15 protein-coding genes are annotated in these 14526 nt (G+C 62.3%); 9 read left to right on the top strand and 6 right to left on the bottom strand.

Annotated features, from left to right (window positions below; all coding sequences use genetic code 11):
- Window positions 1-54 precede the first annotated feature (54 nt).
- The 4 genes from lexA to KW824_RS20240 all read left to right on the top strand — a co-directional run bounded on the left by lexA (window position 55) and on the right by KW824_RS20240 (window position 3582).
- A complete protein-coding gene (gene lexA / locus KW824_RS20255) occupies window positions 55-681 on the top strand; it encodes a transcriptional repressor LexA (protein WP_043132624.1) in 627 nt (208 codons plus the stop codon).
- A gap of 464 nt (window positions 682-1145) precedes the next feature.
- A complete protein-coding gene (locus KW824_RS20250) occupies window positions 1146-1355 on the top strand; it encodes a hypothetical protein (RefSeq protein WP_256351442.1) in 210 nt (69 codons plus the stop codon).
- A gap of 213 nt (window positions 1356-1568) precedes the next feature.
- Window positions 1569-2195, top strand: coding sequence for an SCO family protein (locus KW824_RS20245; RefSeq protein WP_218410846.1), 627 nt, complete (start codon window positions 1569-1571; stop codon window positions 2193-2195).
- A gap of 28 nt (window positions 2196-2223) precedes the next feature.
- A complete protein-coding gene (locus KW824_RS20240) occupies window positions 2224-3582 on the top strand; it encodes an MATE family efflux transporter (protein WP_171272990.1) in 1359 nt (452 codons plus the stop codon).
- Window positions 3583-3632: 50 nt separating this feature from the next.
- Here KW824_RS20240 and trmL read toward each other — a convergent pair whose 3' ends face one another.
- The 3 genes from trmL to KW824_RS20225 form a co-directional block, all read right to left on the bottom strand.
- On the bottom strand, window positions 3633-4097 hold the full coding sequence (gene trmL, locus KW824_RS20235) for a tRNA (uridine(34)/cytosine(34)/5-carboxymethylaminomethyluridine(34)-2'-O)-methyltransferase TrmL (RefSeq protein ID WP_005331110.1): 465 nt from the start codon (window positions 4095-4097) through the stop codon (window positions 3633-3635).
- An 81-nt stretch (window positions 4098-4178) separates the two neighbouring features.
- Window positions 4179-5534, bottom strand: a complete 1356-nt coding sequence (locus tag KW824_RS20230; RefSeq protein ID WP_171272991.1) for an ATP-binding protein — start codon at window positions 5532-5534, stop codon at window positions 4179-4181.
- On the bottom strand, window positions 5531-6223 hold the full coding sequence (locus KW824_RS20225) for a response regulator (protein ID WP_043132614.1): 693 nt from the start codon (window positions 6221-6223) through the stop codon (window positions 5531-5533). The genes KW824_RS20230 and KW824_RS20225 overlap by 4 nt, the downstream gene beginning before the upstream one ends.
- Before the next feature lie 86 nt (window positions 6224-6309).
- Here KW824_RS20225 and KW824_RS20220 point away from each other — a divergent pair, with 86 nt between their 5' ends.
- From KW824_RS20220 to KW824_RS20205, 4 genes are all read left to right on the top strand, one after another.
- Entirely contained in the window at window positions 6310-7221 is a 912-nt protein-coding gene (locus tag KW824_RS20220) for a cation diffusion facilitator family transporter (protein WP_043132612.1), read from the top strand.
- A gap of 8 nt (window positions 7222-7229) precedes the next feature.
- Window positions 7230-8009, top strand: a complete 780-nt coding sequence (gene cysE / locus KW824_RS20215) for a serine O-acetyltransferase (RefSeq protein ID WP_161506731.1) — start codon at window positions 7230-7232, stop codon at window positions 8007-8009.
- Window positions 8010-8030: 21 nt separating this feature from the next.
- Window positions 8031-9311 carry a hypothetical protein gene (locus KW824_RS20210; protein WP_161506732.1) on the top strand — a complete coding sequence of 427 codons (1281 nt, stop codon included), beginning with the start codon at window positions 8031-8033 and terminating at the stop codon, window positions 9309-9311.
- A 235-nt stretch (window positions 9312-9546) separates the two neighbouring features.
- The gene (locus KW824_RS20205) at window positions 9547-9756 is read left to right on the top strand and encodes a cell division protein ZapB (protein WP_025325277.1); all 210 of its coding nucleotides are present in this window, start codon (window positions 9547-9549) and stop codon (window positions 9754-9756) included.
- A gap of 72 nt (window positions 9757-9828) precedes the next feature.
- Here KW824_RS20205 and elbB read toward each other — a convergent pair whose 3' ends face one another.
- On the bottom strand, window positions 9829-10479 hold the full coding sequence (gene elbB, locus KW824_RS20200; protein WP_161506733.1) for an isoprenoid biosynthesis glyoxalase ElbB: 651 nt from the start codon (window positions 10477-10479) through the stop codon (window positions 9829-9831).
- 400 nt (window positions 10480-10879) lie between these two features.
- On the opposite strand from elbB, the gene polA reads away from it, so the two are divergent.
- Window positions 10880-13636 carry a DNA polymerase I gene (polA, locus tag KW824_RS20195; protein ID WP_218410845.1) on the top strand — a complete coding sequence of 919 codons (2757 nt, stop codon included), beginning with the start codon at window positions 10880-10882 and terminating at the stop codon, window positions 13634-13636.
- An 83-nt stretch (window positions 13637-13719) separates the two neighbouring features.
- Here polA and KW824_RS20190 read toward each other — a convergent pair whose 3' ends face one another.
- Both KW824_RS20190 and KW824_RS20185 read right to left on the bottom strand, forming a co-directional pair.
- The gene (locus KW824_RS20190; RefSeq protein ID WP_041206725.1) at window positions 13720-14259 is read right to left on the bottom strand and encodes a gamma carbonic anhydrase family protein; all 540 of its coding nucleotides are present in this window, start codon (window positions 14257-14259) and stop codon (window positions 13720-13722) included.
- On the bottom strand, window positions 14244-14526 hold a 283-nt coding region (locus KW824_RS20185), incomplete at its 5' end, for a hypothetical protein (protein WP_218410844.1). The genes KW824_RS20185 and KW824_RS20190, both read right to left, overlap by 16 nt.

Raw genomic sequence — 14526 nt, 5'->3', positions numbered from 1 at the left:
CACAGCACTGTATATACTGCCAGTGTGCTGTATAAAAAGACAGGTGCCTATGCTATGAAACCCCTTACCCCCCGCCAGGCTGAAGTGCTGGAGCTTATCAAGGCGAACATGAGCGAGACCGGCATGCCGCCGACTCGCGCCGAGATCGCCCAGAAGCTTGGCTTCAAGTCGGCCAATGCGGCCGAGGAACATCTGAAGGCCCTGGCCAAGAAAGGGGTCATCGAGATCATGCCCGGCACCTCCCGCGGCATCCGTCTGCTGCTCGAGGAAGAGGAGGCTGCGCCAGAAGAGAGCGGCCTGCCGCTCATCGGCAAGGTCGCGGCCGGTGAGCCCATCCTGGCCCAGGAGCATATCGAGAGCCACTATCAGGTGGATCCCGCCCTGTTCCACCCGCGGGCAGACTTCCTGTTGCGGGTGCAGGGCATGAGCATGAAGAACATCGGCATCATGGATGGGGATCTGCTGGCGGTGCACAAGACCCAGGAGGTGCGCAACGGCCAGGTGGTGGTGGCGCGTCTCGATGAAGACGTCACCGTCAAGCGCTTCCAGCGCAAGGGCAGCCAGGTGTGGTTGCTGCCGGAAAACGAAGATCTCTCCCCCATCGAGGTGGATCTCTCCAGCCAGCATCTGACCATCGAAGGGCTGGCGGTCGGGGTGATCCGCAACGCCGACTGGATGTAGGCATCGAACATGCCAAGGGGCCTCCTGCGGGAGGGAGGCCTCTTCGTTTTTGCGCTTTTCCCCGCGCCCCTTTTTCTCCCCGATCCCCGCCATTGCCACCGCCCAGATTCGCCGCAAACAGTACCGTCACGCATCATGCATTTCGGATATATCCTTTGAGAAGGCCCGCAGTGTCATGGCCGGATAACCGTCATGACCTTGAGTGTACTGCCAGGTCTGCATGGATCGCAGGGATGCATCACCGCTGAGTCGGTGCGGGGCAAGAAAGGGAGAGTCGTCAGGCAGTTGGACGACTCAATACAGTCAGTACGCGACGGTGTTTGGTCTGCCTCCTGATGGCGGGAACACTGGTCGGCGTGGCCTGTTGAGCAAGGAGGACAGGTATGGCTTCAAGCTCACCGTGGGATCCGGGTCCGGCTGCACCCCCCGTATCCTCCATCACCCGATTCATCAAGGGCAGTCGGATGACATGGTTTTATGCGCTCTGGGTGTATCACAAGGGAGATGGCTGGACCATCTGGCTGGGGTGCCCCAAGGACAAGATTGTCCGCCTGGTTCGTCTGTTTCGCCGCCACCACGACATCGGTTTGCCAGATGCACCCTGGACGGCCCCGGTCATCCCGCTGCGCGCCACGATCCGGCGCCCCCAGGGGCTGAGCAGACTGCGACCCTGAGCCCGCTCCCCGAACCGTGTGTGAGCCCCACCTGGCGTGGGGCTTTTCTTTATCTTGTGATTATCGGGTGATAGCACCTGTTTCGTCCCTGTAAGGCCCTTTCCAGCCCAGTATCCGGACTCGGGACTAGGCAGAAACGGGGCCGAGCGGGTTACAATAGCCCTTCATTGGCCCCGCCATTCGGCTGGTTGAACTAGCAAGGTTTTGTTTTATATGGTTAAACCACGTTTTTCTCTGCTGTTGTTGCTCTTCGTCGGCAGCATAATGGCGGCCTATTACTGGAGCCAACCCTCCCTGCCTGAACAGGCGGATTATTATCCGGTAGGACGTGACATCAACCCCTTCACCCTCACGGATGGGGATGGGGAGCCCTTCACTGCCGCCAATCTGGCAGGGCACTGGACCTTCCTGTTCATCGGTTACACCTATTGTCCCGATGTCTGCCCGACCGCCCTGGCGGATCTGCGTTCCATCTACCCGGATCTCAAGAAGATCGAACCCAGCAGCCAGGTGGTCTTCATCTCGGCGGATCCCCAGCGGGATGACAGTGCCCGTCTCAAGAGCTATACCGCCTTCTTCCATCCGGAGTTCAAGGCGGCGACCGGTACCCACCGTGCCCTCTTCCCCCTGGTGCGCAACCTTGGTCTCGTCTATTCCATCGTGGCGAGCGAGCGCAAGGATTACCTCATAGACCACTCGGCCTCGATCGTGCTGATCAATCCCGAGGGGAAGCTGGTGGCCATGTTCCGCCCCAAGGTCGCCCCGGGTGAAGTGGTCCATGTGGATATGCAGACCATGGTCTCCGACTTCGCCCGCATAGTGCGACTGGCCGCCGAGTGAGTTGCCAGTCTCGATCGTGCTTAGCTTGATGCCGTCCTGGCTCAGGGATCCTCGCCGCCACCGGGCCGTGTTTGCCCTGGCCCTGCCCATGGTGTTCTCCAACGTCACCACCCCCTTGCTCGGCCTGGTGGATACCTGGGTGATCGGTCATCTCGGGCAGGCCTGGTTTCTCGGAGGTGTCTCGGTCGGGGCGACCCTCATCAACCTCCTGTTCTGGCTGCTCGGTTTCCTGCGCATGTCCACTACGGGTCTGACCGCCCAGGCCCAGGGCGCCGCCAGCGTCGAGGGGCAGCTGGACACCCTGGCGCGGGCGCTCGGCCTCGCCGTCGGGTTGGGGCTGGCCCTGCTGTTGCTGGTGCTGCCTTTCTTGCCGGCCATCATAGGGCTCAGCGGAGGATCCCCCGAGGTGCAGGTCTATGCCGGAGACTATGTCTCGGTGCGGATCTGGAGCGCGCCGGCGGCCCTGTGCAACCTGGTCATCATGGGCTGGCTGCTGGGCATGCAGGATGCGCGCAGCCCCATGCTGCTGCTGATCTTGAGCAACCTGGTCAACATGGTGCTGGACGCCTGGTTCGTGCTGGGGCTCGGCTGGCAGGTCAGGGGGGTGGCTGCCGCCTCCCTGCTGGCGGACTACTGCTCGCTCGGGGTGGGGCTCTGGCTGGTGAGCCGCCGCCTGCGCCATCTCCCGGCCGAGGTGTGGCAGAGCGCCTGGCCGCGCTGGTGGCAATGGCCCGCGGTGCGGCGGCTGCTCGGCCTGAATCGGGACATCTTCATCCGCTCCCTCTGCCTGCAACTCTGTTTCGCCTTCATGACCCTGCAGGGCGCACGGTTGGGGGACGTGGCAGTAGCCGCCAATGCGGTGTTGCTCAACTTCCTGATGCTGATCTCCTACGGGCTGGATGGCTTCGCCTACGCGGTGGAAGCCATGGTGGGGCGCGCCATAGGACGGCGGGACAGGCAGGGGCTGCGGGAGGCCATAGTCCTCAACCTGGGTTGGGCCTTGCTGATCGCGATCGCGTTTGCTCTGGGGTTTGCCATGGGGGGGCGGCAGCTCATCGCCCATATCACCGATATCCCTGCGGTGATCGCCGAGGCGAACCGCCAACTGCCCTGGCTTATCGCCATGCCCTTGCTGGCGGTCTGGTGCTTCCTGCTGGATGGGGTCTTCATCGGGGCCACTCGGGCTCGCGAGATGCGCAACAGCATGCTGGTGGCGGTGTTTGCCGGCTTCTTCCCGATCTGGTGGCTGTGCCAGGAATGGGGCGTGGCGGCCTTGTGGGCCGCCATGGCGGCGCTGATGACAGGGCGGGGCCTGACCCTGGGCTGGCTATGCTGGCAACTGGAACGTGACGGCCGCCTGCTGGGTCAAGGTCGGGAACCCGCCTGACGGGGTCTCATGGTCGGTGCCGCCTCTGAGGGGCACCGCGCCAGCAAAGGCTAGAGGGAGCCCTCATAGCCAAACTGGCGCCAGCTCTCGTAGACGAAAACCGCGACCGCATTGGCCAGATTCATGCTGCGACTCTGAGGCAGCATGGGAATGCGCAGCCGCTGCTCGAACGGCAGGCTCTCGATGATCTCCGCCGGTAATCCTCGGCTCTCCGGCCCGAACAGCAGGGTATCCCCAGGGGCAAACTGCGCCGCCGAGTGAGCGGTGCGCCCCTTGGTGGTGCAGGCGAATACCCGCTTGGGGGCCACGGCCGCGAGAAAGGCCTCATAGCTCGGCCAGCGCTTCACCTCGGCAAACTCGTGATAGTCGAGTCCCGCCCGCTTCACCCGCTTGTCATCCCAGGCGAAACCCAGGGGCTCTATCAGGTGCAGCCGATAGCCGGTGTTGGCACAGAGGCGGATGATGTTGCCGGTGTTGGGCGGGATTTCCGGTTGGTAGAGCACGATGTCGAGCATGACGGGATCCTGATGCGAGGCTGGGGTGGTGCGAAACGGGCGCCAGCATACCCAGCGCCCGTGCCGATGAAAAGGGGTGGCTCACACCATGGGCAGGCGGATGGTGATGACGAGCCCGGTCGGGTGATTGTTGCTGGCCTTGATGGTGCCGCCATGGCGCTGGATCGCCTCGGCGGCGATGGCGAGACCGAGGCCGGTGCCGCCGGTTTTGGCGTTGCGGGCATCGTCGACCCGGAAGAAGGGCAGGAACAGCATGGGTTGCTGCTCCACCGGCACGCCGGGGCCGTCATCCCGGATGGTCATCACCCACTCCCGTCCCTCCCGATACCAGTCCACCTTGATGAACTCGCGGGCATACTTGAGCGCATTGCGCAGCGGGTTCTCCAGGGCTCTCGCCAGCAGTTCCGGCCACATCCTGAGGGTCTCGGTCGGCAGCGGTGGCAGCCTGAGTTGCTTGCCGTTCTGATTGGCCTCGAACATGGCGTCGTCCAGGATGGGCTCCAGCAGCTCCGCCAGCGGCAGTTCCACCGGGGCTTCCACATGCTGCTGAACCCGCGACAGATCCAGCAGGTCCCCGATCAGCTTGTCGAGCCGGGCTATTTCGCTTTCGATCCGCGCCAGCTCCGAGCTGTCCCCCTGCTTGCGGCGGATCAAGGCCTGCGCCAGCTGAATGCGGGTGAGGGGGCTGCGCAGCTCGTGGGAGATGTCGGACAGCAACTGTTTCTGCTTCTGGATCATGCGCTTGAGGGTATCCACCATGTGGCTGACATGATCCGCCAGCTGACCTATCTCGTCCCGCCGCCCCAGGTTGGGGATCCGTGTCTCCAGCTTGCCCTGCGCCAACTGGGAGACCGACTGCTGCAACTGCAGTATGGGGCGGGTCAGCCGCCAGGCCAGCAGCAGACAGAGCGGGGTGCTGACCAGCATGGCGATGCCCAGGATCTGGATGGGGTGATCCAGGATCTGGATAAACAGGAACAGATAGGAGTTCTCGACGTTGAGCCCGAAGTAGACGTGATAGGTCTGGCCGTGGTGCTGCATCTGGAAGGGGCCGGCGATGGCCCGCTGGTGTTCGCTACCCAGCATGGGCCTGGCCGGGTCGTCGGCGTCCAGCATGAAGCGGATGACGAACTTGCTCAACTGGGTGGTGGATTGCATCTGGCCCTTGGCATCACGCAGGTAGACGTTGTCCACCGGCAAGAGACCTGCCACCGTGATGGCCTGTTGCAGATCGAAGTCCTGGTTCGGGTCGGCTCCGGCCTGCAACGCCCGCAGGTTGTTGTTCATCCTGGCCATCTCGTGCTCGGGCAGGGGGATGGTATTGCGGGGATCCAGGGTGGGCAGTATCACCACGGCGGCCAGCACGAGCAGCAGCATGAACCAGAACCAGAGGAAGATCTGGGTGGAGAGGCCATTGAAGGTGCGGGCCGTTCTCATGCCTGCTCCAGCCAGAGGTAGCCTCGCCCACGTACCGTCTTGAAGCGGGGCTGACCGTCTGCTCGTTCGGGCAGCTTCTTGCGCAGGTTGCTCAGGTGCATGTCGATGGCCCGATCGAAGGGTTCGAGCTTCTTGCCAAGCACCTGTTCGGACAACAGGTTCTTGCTGACGATCTGACCCGGGCTGCGCAGCAGGCACTCCAGCAGGCCGAACTCGGTGGCGGTGAGCTCCAGCAGTTGATCGTCGCAGCGGGCTCGCTGCAGGCCGGGTTGCAGCACCAGATCCATGAAGCGCAGCTCATCGGACGCGCCGCGCTGGGGTGAGGGGTGCTGGGTGCGGCGCAAGATGGCGCGCACTCGCGCCAGCAGCTCCCTGTCATCGAAGGGTTTGGCCAGATAGTCATCGGCGCCCGCTTCGAGCCCGTTGACCCTGTCCTGGCTGTCGCCACGGGCAGTCAGCATCAACACCGGGGTGTCGTGGGTCTTGCGCAGCCTGGTCAGCATGGCGAACCCGTTGAGTCTGGGCATCATGACGTCCAGCAGCACCAGATCGAATGCCTGCTCTGCCAGCCGCAGCAGTCCTTCTTCTCCATCCTCGGCGACGGTGACCTCAAATCCTTCCAGGGTCAGGATTTCGGTGAGCAGCTGGGTCAGCTCGAGATCGTCGTCGACCAGGAGTATTTTGTTCATTCGGGGTCACTCCGTTGATTTTGCGCGCCAAACTGACGTTCGGGTCAGGGTATAATAAGTTTTTACGCGTCAGAGGAAAGCCGGTTTTGAGCCATCAACATTATTCCCGCTGGGTCACCCTCGCCAGCACGGCGGCGGTCGTCACCGCCACCTTGCTGATCCTGGGCAAGCTGATCGCCTGGTTGATGACGGACTCTTCCAGCCTGCTGGCGTCCCTCACCGACTCCTTCATGGATGTGAGTGCCTCCATCATCAACCTGCTGGCCATTCGTTACGCGCTGGCGCCAGCCGATGAGGAGCACCGCTTCGGCCACGGCAAGGCGGAGTCCCTTGCGGGTCTGATCCAGTCGGCCTTCATCTCGGGCTCTGCCCTGCTGCTGATGATGCACGGCATCTCGTCGATGCTGAATCAGGTCCCCGTGGTGCGGCTGGAGGCGGGGATCTGGGTCAGTGCCGGCTCCATCCTGCTGACCCTGCTGCTGGTCAGCTTCCAGAGTCTGGTCATTCGCAAGACCAACAGCGTGGCCATCAAGGCCGACATGCTGCACTACCGCTCGGACTTGCTGCTCAATGCCGGCGTGCTGCTGGCGCTGGTGCTGGCGGGGCAGGGGTGGCACTGGGCCGATGGCCTGTTCGCCATCCTGATTGGTCTGTTCCTGGTGTGGGGGGCCGCCCATATTGGCTACGAATCCGTACAGGCCCTGCTCGATCGTCAGTTGCCAGAGGAAGAACAAGCGAGAATAATGGCGCTCTGCTGTGCCGTAGAGGGGGTGCATGGCGTACATGATCTGCGTACCCGCCAATCCGGGCCGACCCGCTTCGTGCAGTTACATCTGGAGCTCGACGATCAGCTCCCCCTGGTCCAGGCCCATCAGATAGCCGACGAGGCTGAACTGGCGGTTCGCCAGTCCTTCGAGCGGATGGAGGTGATCATTCATATGGACCCCATCTCGGTGCTGACAAAAGAACAACAAGGCACTCACCCTGAACAACAGTAGGCTGCAACATGGATGATCTGGTTGCCCAAACGTGGCAAAAAATTCAGCAGGAAGCGCAGAGCATGGCGGCCCAGGAGCCCATGCTGGCCAGCTTCTTTCACTCCACCATTCTCAATCACGGTGATCTGCGCTCGGCTCTGAGTTTTCAGCTCGCCAACAAGCTCGACAGCACCACCATGCCAGCCATCGCTCTGCGCGAGGTGATTGAACTGGCCCTGCGCAGCGAACCCGAGCTGCTGGCCGCAGTGGCGGCCGACATCTGCGCCGTGCAGGACAGGGATCCCGCCGTCGACCTCTTCTCGACGCCGCTGCTCTACCTCAAGGGGTTCCATGCCCTCCAGGGCTACCGGGTTGCCAACTGGCTGTGGCGCCAGGGGCGTCGCTCGCTGGCGCTCTACCTGCAAAACCAGATCTCCGTGGTGTTCGGGGTCGACGTGCACCCGGCCGCGCGGATCGGCAAGGGCATCATGTTTGACCACGCCACCGGCATAGTGGTCGGTGAGACAGCAGTGATCGAGAACGATGTCTCCATTCTGCAGAGCGTGACCCTGGGGGGCACCGGCAAGGAGACCGGTGACCGCCATCCCAAGATCCGCGAAGGGGTGATGATAGGGGCGGGTGCCAAGGTGCTCGGCAACATCGAAGTGGGGGTCGGCGCCAAGATAGGAGCCGGCAGTGTGGTGATCAACCCCGTGCCGCCCCACACCACGGTCGCCGGTGTGCCTGCCAAGATCGTGGGTCGGCCCGAGTGTGACAAACCCTCCCTGGATATGGATCAGTGTCTCTGATCCCCTGACCGAGGCCGCTGTATGGTCAAGCGCTGGTCAGGCTATCTGATCCTGGGGATGTGGCTGCTCAACCTGCTGCACCTCTATCTGGGATTCTCCCCCTGGCCAGCCGCCGTCGCGGCCTGGGCCGCCTCCCTGCTCACCTGGCCCTGGCTGGTGGGAGCCGCCCGTCGTCAGGCGCTGGCGCTCTATGGGGCGGCACTGCTGCTGCTGATCTTCTCCTGGTGGCGCGGCGCCAGCCTCAGCCCCGGGGACTGGCTGCTGCCCAACATCAACATGCTCACCATGTTTGCCGCCGTCAGTACCCTCAACCTCGCTACCTCGGGTCTGCTGACCGGCACCGCCTCCTGGTCCGGTCGTAAGGGGCTGTGGAGCACCATGGCCAGCCTCAATCTGCTCGGTGCCGTCATCAACCTCTCGGTGCTCTTCATCATCGGTGATCGGCTGGAGCGCAACGGTACCCTGGAGCGGCGCCAGGTCATGGTGCTGAGCCGGATCTTCTGTGCCGCGGCCTTCTGGTCTCCCTTCTTCGTCGCCATGGCGGTGGCGCTCACTTACGCCCCCGGCCTGCAGCTCTCCCAGATTTTGCCGTTTGGCATCCTTGCCGCCCTGCTGGCCATGGGGCTGACGGCCTGGCAGGTGGAGCGGCTCGGGGTGGCGGACTTTGCAGGTTATCCCCTGAGGCTGCAGACCTTGGGGTTGCCGGTGACCCTGGCGCTGCTGGTGCTGGTGATCCACCGGCTCTGGCCCGGGCTCAGCATTCTGGCGGTGATCGCCCTGGTGGCCCCCTTGCTGGCGCTGCTCTTCATGCCAAGCCAAGGGCGCGGGGCTGCGCTCAAGCGCCAGGTGGTGGAGCGTTTCCCCGCCATCGGCGGCCAGCTGGTGCTGTTTCTCGGGGCTGGCCTGTTGGCTGCCGGCATCAACAGCGCCCTCTCTGTCATCGACTTCGGCGCGGGTCACGGTCTGCCGCTATTCAACCACTTCGGCTGGCTTGAGGCATCCCTCACCCTGCTGCTTATCTTCCTGGTCGCCATCATAGGCGTGCACCCCCTCATCAGCATCTCGGGGATGGCCCCCTTGTTGTGGCCGCTGTCGCCGGATCCCAGCCTGCTCGGCATGTGCTTCCTGCTGGGATGGGGGCTCGCCACCGGCACCAGCCCGCTATCCGGCTCCAACCTGGCGCTGGCCTCCCGCTACAACCTGAGCGCAGGTTTGCTGCTGCGCTGGAACCTGCTCTACGGGCTGTTGATGTACGGGGTGGCCTGTCTGCTGATGGGGGGCTTCATCGCCCTGCACGGCTGATGCCGGCGGCGGGAGAGGAGGCGGTTAGCAGGGGGCCGTGACGCCGTGGCGAGCGTCCCGGATCGCGGTTCCTGCCGCCTGCGAGAAAAACCGACGCATATTTAAGCAATACCGGCACGGAGGGCGCATTTTGCAACGCGCTGGCTTGTTTGTGCCGAGCGCATCAGGGTATGCTGGCTTCACGCGCTTGAATCGCCCCCTGTGGGGCATCGCAATTGAACATACAGGTATGCATATGTCACTAGAAGTCCTTGAGCAACTCGAATCCAAAGTACAATCCGCCGTCGACAACATCTCCCTGCTGAAAATGGAGCTGGACGAGCTGAAAGAGCAGAACAACAAACTGCAAGACGAGAACCATCAGCTGCGCAACGAGCACGTTGCCTGGCAGGAACGTCTGCGCGCCCTGCTGGGCAAGATGGACCAGATGGGCGACGCCATCTGATCCCGTCTTGATTGACTGGAATGAAAGCGGGCCGCTCCTTGAGCGGCCCGCTTGTTTTGGCAGGGGAGGGGATCACAGGGCCAGCAACTGCTTGACCGTCTTCTCGATGCCGTCGGCGGCCTCGACGATGTTCTGCGCCAGCATGTAGGCCGGGGTCGAGATCACTTTGCGTTCCTGATCCACCACGAACTCGCTGACTGGGCAGTTGAGATGGCTGCCCCCCATGGCCTCGATGGCATTGGCGGCGCCCTCGTCATGGCCTATGGTGGCCAGGGTGCCGGCGCCATAGATGAGGGGGATCATGGCCGGTGCTATGCAGATATAGGCCGCCGGTTTACGGGCTTCGGCAAAGCTCTGGCAGGCTTTCAGCACGTCGGGCTGGATCTGGCAGTTGGCGCCCTGAACGGCGAAGTCGCACAGATTTTTGGCGGCGCCAAAGCCGCCGGGCACCAGCAAGGCATCGAAATCGGCCGCATCCAGCTCGGCCACATTCTGGATCTGGCCGCGGCAGATGCGGGCAGCCTCGACCAGGACGTTGCGGCTCTCCCCCTCGCTCACCTCGCCGGTCAGGTGGTTGATGACGTGCAATTGAGGCACGTCGGGCGCGAAGCACTGGACGGTGGCGCCCTGACGGGCCAGTGCCAGCAGGCTGATGACGGCTTCATGGATCTCGGCGCCATCAAACACGCCACAGCCACTCAAGATCACGGCCACTTTTTTCATGGCAGACTCCTCGTTGTTGAAAATGTGAGTCAGGGTAGATTGTTGTACTTTTGTATGGTTATCGTTCGGCCTCCACTGGTCAAGTCATCTTGCTGTGCTAGGATTGTTTCGTTTTGGATCCTGCCTCGTTGACCCCCTTGAATTTTTTTCCACATTGATCGAGATCATGACGAAGGCGTCATGGTTTGTTTTTACGATCTCAATACACTGTTTTATATGTCTTTTTTGTTTTTAATCCACAACTTTGCCACCATGACACAGCCATGAGCCCATTTTTGAGCACAGAGTTATCCACAGGTCATGGGGCGGTTCGTGGCACGAATGGGAGGGGGTCAGCCCCTTGGTGTGCCGCGGGCCCTGTGGCATCCTAGCGACTGTTTATTCCTGGCAGGACGATTTCATGGCCCCTAGCAATCCCCTTATCTTGGTCGACGGCTCTTCATATCTTTACCGCGCCTTCTTCGCCTCCCAGCAGGCCGATTTGCGCACATCGACCGGTTTGCCAAGCGGCGCCGTCCGGGTGATGGCCAACATGATGCGCAGCCTGCGCAAGCAATACCCTGACTGTCATGTGGCCGTGGTGTTCGATGCGAAGGGCAAGACCTTCCGTGACGACATCTACCCCGAGTACAAGGCGACCCGCGCCAGCATGCCGGACGATCTGCGCAGCCAGGTTGCCCCCATTCACCAGATGATCAAGGCGATGGGCTTCCCCTTCCTGATGGTCGAAGGGGTCGAGGCCGACGACGTGATCGGCACGCTCGCCCGCCAGGCGACCGAGAAGCAACTGCCCGTGCTCATCAGCACAGGCGACAAGGACATGGCGCAGCTGGTCTCCGACCATGTCACCCTGATCGACACCATGAAAGATGTGAAGACCGATCGGGAAGGGGTGATCGAGAAGTTCGGCGTGCCCCCCGAGCTCATCATCGACTACCTGGCCCTGATGGGGGACAAGGTGGACAACATTCCCGGCATGGCAGGGGTGGGCGAGAAGACGGCCCAGGCGCTGTTGCAGGGGATAGGCAGCATCGATCAGATCGCCGCCAACCTCGACAAGGTCGCCGCCCTCGGCTTCCGTGGTTCCAAGACGTTTGCCGACAAATTCCGCGAGCAGGAGGATCAGGTTCGCCTCTCCTACCAGCTGGCGACCATCAAGACCGACGTCGAGCTGGAGCAGAGCCTCGAAGAGCTGTTGCTGGGCCCGATCGACAAGGAGTCCCTGCTGGCGGTCTACCGGGAGTACGAGCTGCGCAACCTGATCAAGGAGCTGGAGTCCGGTGGCGAAGAGAGCGCCGGGCAGGAAGGCGCAGCTGATGACGCTACTGCCCCCGCTGCCGCCATCGAGACCAACTACAGCTGCATTCTGGAGGAGGCCGAGTTCGACGGCTGGCTGGCACAGTTGCAGGCTGCACCACTGTTTGCCTTCGACACCGAAACCACCAGTCTCGACTATATGGAGGCGCGAGTGGTCGGCGTGTCGTTCGCCATCGAACCGGGCAAGGCGGCCTATGTTCCCTTCGGCCACGACTATCTGGGGGCGCCAACCCAGCTGACCGAACAGCAGGTGCTGGGCAAGCTCAAGCCGCTGCTGGAAGATCCGGCCCGCCTCAAGGTGGGGCAGAACCTCAAGTACGATCGCAACGTGCTGCAGAACCACGGCATTGATCTGCAGGGCATCGCCTTCGACACCATGCTCGAATCCTATGTGCTTAACTCCACCGCCAGCCGCCACGACATGGACTCCCTGGCCAGCAAGTACCTCGGGGTCGAGACCATCTCCTTCGAGGATATCGCCGGCAAGGGGGTCAAGCAGCTCACCTTCAACCAGATCGAACTGGAGCAGGCCGCGCCCTATGCGGCGGAAGATGCCGACATCACCCTGCGTTTGCACCAGACTCTGTGGGGCGAGTTGAGCAAACAGCCTGAGCTTGCCAAGGTGTTCACCGAGATCGAACTGCCCCTGCTGCCGGTGCTGGCACGGATGGAGCTGCTCGGTACCACCATAGATCCCAAGTTGCTGCACCAGCAGAGTCAGGAGATCGAAGTACGTCTGGCGGAGCTGGAGCGGCAGGCGCACGAGCTGGCCGGGCAGGAGTTCAACCTCTCCTCACCCAAGCAGCTCGGCGAGATCCTGTTCGTCAAGCTGGGGCTGCCCATCCTCAAGAAGACCCCCAAGGGGGCCCCGTCCACCGCCGAAGAGGTGCTGGCGGAATTGGCGGAGACCTATGATCTGCCGCGCCTGCTGATGGAGCACCGTGGCCTGGCCAAGCTCAAGTCCACCTATACCGACAAGCTGCCGCTGATGATCAAGCCCCAGACCGGGCGGGTACATACCTCCTACCATCAGGCGGTGGCGGCGACCGGCCGGCTCTCCTCCACCGATCCCAACCTGCAGAACATACCGGTGCGCAACGAGCAGGGACGCCGGATCCGGCAGGCCTTCATCCCGAGCGCCGGTTACAAGCTGGTGGCGGCGGATTACTCCCAGATCGAGCTGCGCATCATGGCGCACCTCTCCGGTGACCAAGGCTTGCTGACCGCCTTTGCCGAGGGCAAGGACATCCACAAGGCGACTGCCGCCGAGGTATTCGATGTGGCGCTCGAGGCGGTGACCACCGACATGCGCCGCAGCGCCAAGGCGATCAACTTCGGCCTCATCTATGGCATGAGTGCCTTCGGTCTGGCCAAGCAGCTGGGGATCGGCCGTGCCGAGGCGCAGAAATACATGGATCTCTACTTCGAACGCTACCCGGGCGTGCTGGAGTACATGGAGCGTACCCGCCAGCAGGCGGAAGCTCAGGGCTATGTCGAGACCCTGTTCGGTCGTCGCCTCTATCTGCCGGACATCAAGTCCCGTAACGCCGGTCTGCGCAAGGCGGCGGAGCGGGCGGCGATCAACGCCCCCATGCAAGGCACGGCCGCCGACATCATCAAGCGCGCCATGATCGCCGTCGATGGCTGGATCCGGGGCATTACCGATGGCTCCATCCACATGCTGATGCAGGTTCACGATGAACTGGTGTTCGAGATCCGCGAAGAGAAGCTGGAGGAGTACATAGCGCTCATCAAGGAGAAGATGTCGGCGGCGGCCGAGCTGCACGTGCCGCTGGTGGTGGAAGCCGGGACCGGCGACAACTGGGACCAGGCTCACTGATCCTGACCACAGTGATTGGTTAGCTATATTAAGCAGAGAAGCCCGGCGCATGCCGGGCTTCTTGCTTTCGTTCTCTGTCTGTCTCAAGCCTCTTGCAGATACTCATCCTTGAGCAGGACATAGTTGTCGGCCGAGGTCTTCAGAAAGGCAATCTCTGCCGGCTTGAGCGGCCGCGCCTGCTTGGCCGGGTTCCCCATATAGAGGAAGCCGGATGCGAGCCGCTTGCCCGGTGGCACCAGAGAGCCGGCGCCAATCATCACATCATCCTCAACGACCACCCCATCCAGCAGTATGGCCCCCATGCCGACCAGCACCCGGTTGCCTATGGTGCAACCATGCAGCATAGCCTTGTGGCCCACGGTGACGTCTTCCCCGATCAGCAGGGGATAACCATCGGGATTGGCGGCGCTCCTGCGGCTGAGGTGCAGAACTGTGCCGTCCTGCACATTGCTGCGGGCGCCGATACGGATATGGTTCACATCCCCCCGTGCCGCTACCAGGGGCCAGATGCTGGCATCATCGCCGAGCACTATGTCTCCCACCAGGGTGGCGCAGGGGTCCACATATACCCGTTTGCCCAGTTGTGGGCGTTTTCCTTTATAGGATCTCAGTCGCAAGTCCATCTCGGCCTCCTCAATTTTCTGGCCATTCTAGCAATCCCGGGCCCGCTTCTGTGGATAAGTTTGTACAAAAGCTGTGGTTGGCTATGAATAACTAGAGAAAGGCCTATTTTTGAAGATTTATTGCCACTTTTTGCAAAAATGGGCTTGCCAGAAAGTTTCAGCTCCCTATAATGCGCCTCCATCGACAGGGCAAGCGGCAACGCAAACAACCTCGTCGGTAACCTCGAAAAGCCTTTGAAAATAAGGCTTGACTCGAGAAGGCGGTTG

The organism is Aeromonas sp. sif0611 (assembly GCF_019218845.1).
GTDB lineage: Bacteria > Pseudomonadota > Gammaproteobacteria > Enterobacterales > Aeromonadaceae > Aeromonas > Aeromonas media.
Note: the sequence above shows the minus strand (reverse complement) of the source record. Positions and strands in the feature narration are given on the sequence as shown.

What these genes read in the sequence shown, in the direction of transcription:
- cysE (WP_161506731.1), top strand. Translation starts at nt 7,230, where the DNA reads ATGGATGATCTGGTTGCCCAAACGTGGCAAAAAATTCAGCAGGAAGCG.
- polA (WP_218410845.1), top strand. Translation starts at nt 10,880, where the DNA reads ATGGCCCCTAGCAATCCCCTTATCTTGGTCGACGGCTCTTCATATCTT.
- KW824_RS20190 (WP_041206725.1), bottom strand. Translation starts at nt 14,259, where the DNA reads ATGGACTTGCGACTGAGATCCTATAAAGGAAAACGCCCACAACTGGGC.
- KW824_RS20240 (WP_171272990.1), top strand. Translation starts at nt 2,224, where the DNA reads ATGCCGTCCTGGCTCAGGGATCCTCGCCGCCACCGGGCCGTGTTTGCC.
- KW824_RS20205 (WP_025325277.1), top strand. Translation starts at nt 9,547, where the DNA reads ATGTCACTAGAAGTCCTTGAGCAACTCGAATCCAAAGTACAATCCGCC.
- KW824_RS20250 (WP_256351442.1), top strand. Translation starts at nt 1,146, where the DNA reads ATGACATGGTTTTATGCGCTCTGGGTGTATCACAAGGGAGATGGCTGG.
- KW824_RS20225 (WP_043132614.1), bottom strand. Translation starts at nt 6,223, where the DNA reads ATGAACAAAATACTCCTGGTCGACGACGATCTCGAGCTGACCCAGCTG.
- elbB (WP_161506733.1), bottom strand. Translation starts at nt 10,479, where the DNA reads ATGAAAAAAGTGGCCGTGATCTTGAGTGGCTGTGGCGTGTTTGATGGC.
- KW824_RS20210 (WP_161506732.1), top strand. Translation starts at nt 8,031, where the DNA reads ATGGTCAAGCGCTGGTCAGGCTATCTGATCCTGGGGATGTGGCTGCTC.
- trmL (WP_005331110.1), bottom strand. Translation starts at nt 4,097, where the DNA reads ATGCTCGACATCGTGCTCTACCAACCGGAAATCCCGCCCAACACCGGC.
- KW824_RS20230 (WP_171272991.1), bottom strand. Translation starts at nt 5,534, where the DNA reads ATGAGAACGGCCCGCACCTTCAATGGCCTCTCCACCCAGATCTTCCTC.
- lexA (WP_043132624.1), top strand. Translation starts at nt 55, where the DNA reads ATGAAACCCCTTACCCCCCGCCAGGCTGAAGTGCTGGAGCTTATCAAG.
- KW824_RS20245 (WP_218410846.1), top strand. Translation starts at nt 1,569, where the DNA reads ATGGTTAAACCACGTTTTTCTCTGCTGTTGTTGCTCTTCGTCGGCAGC.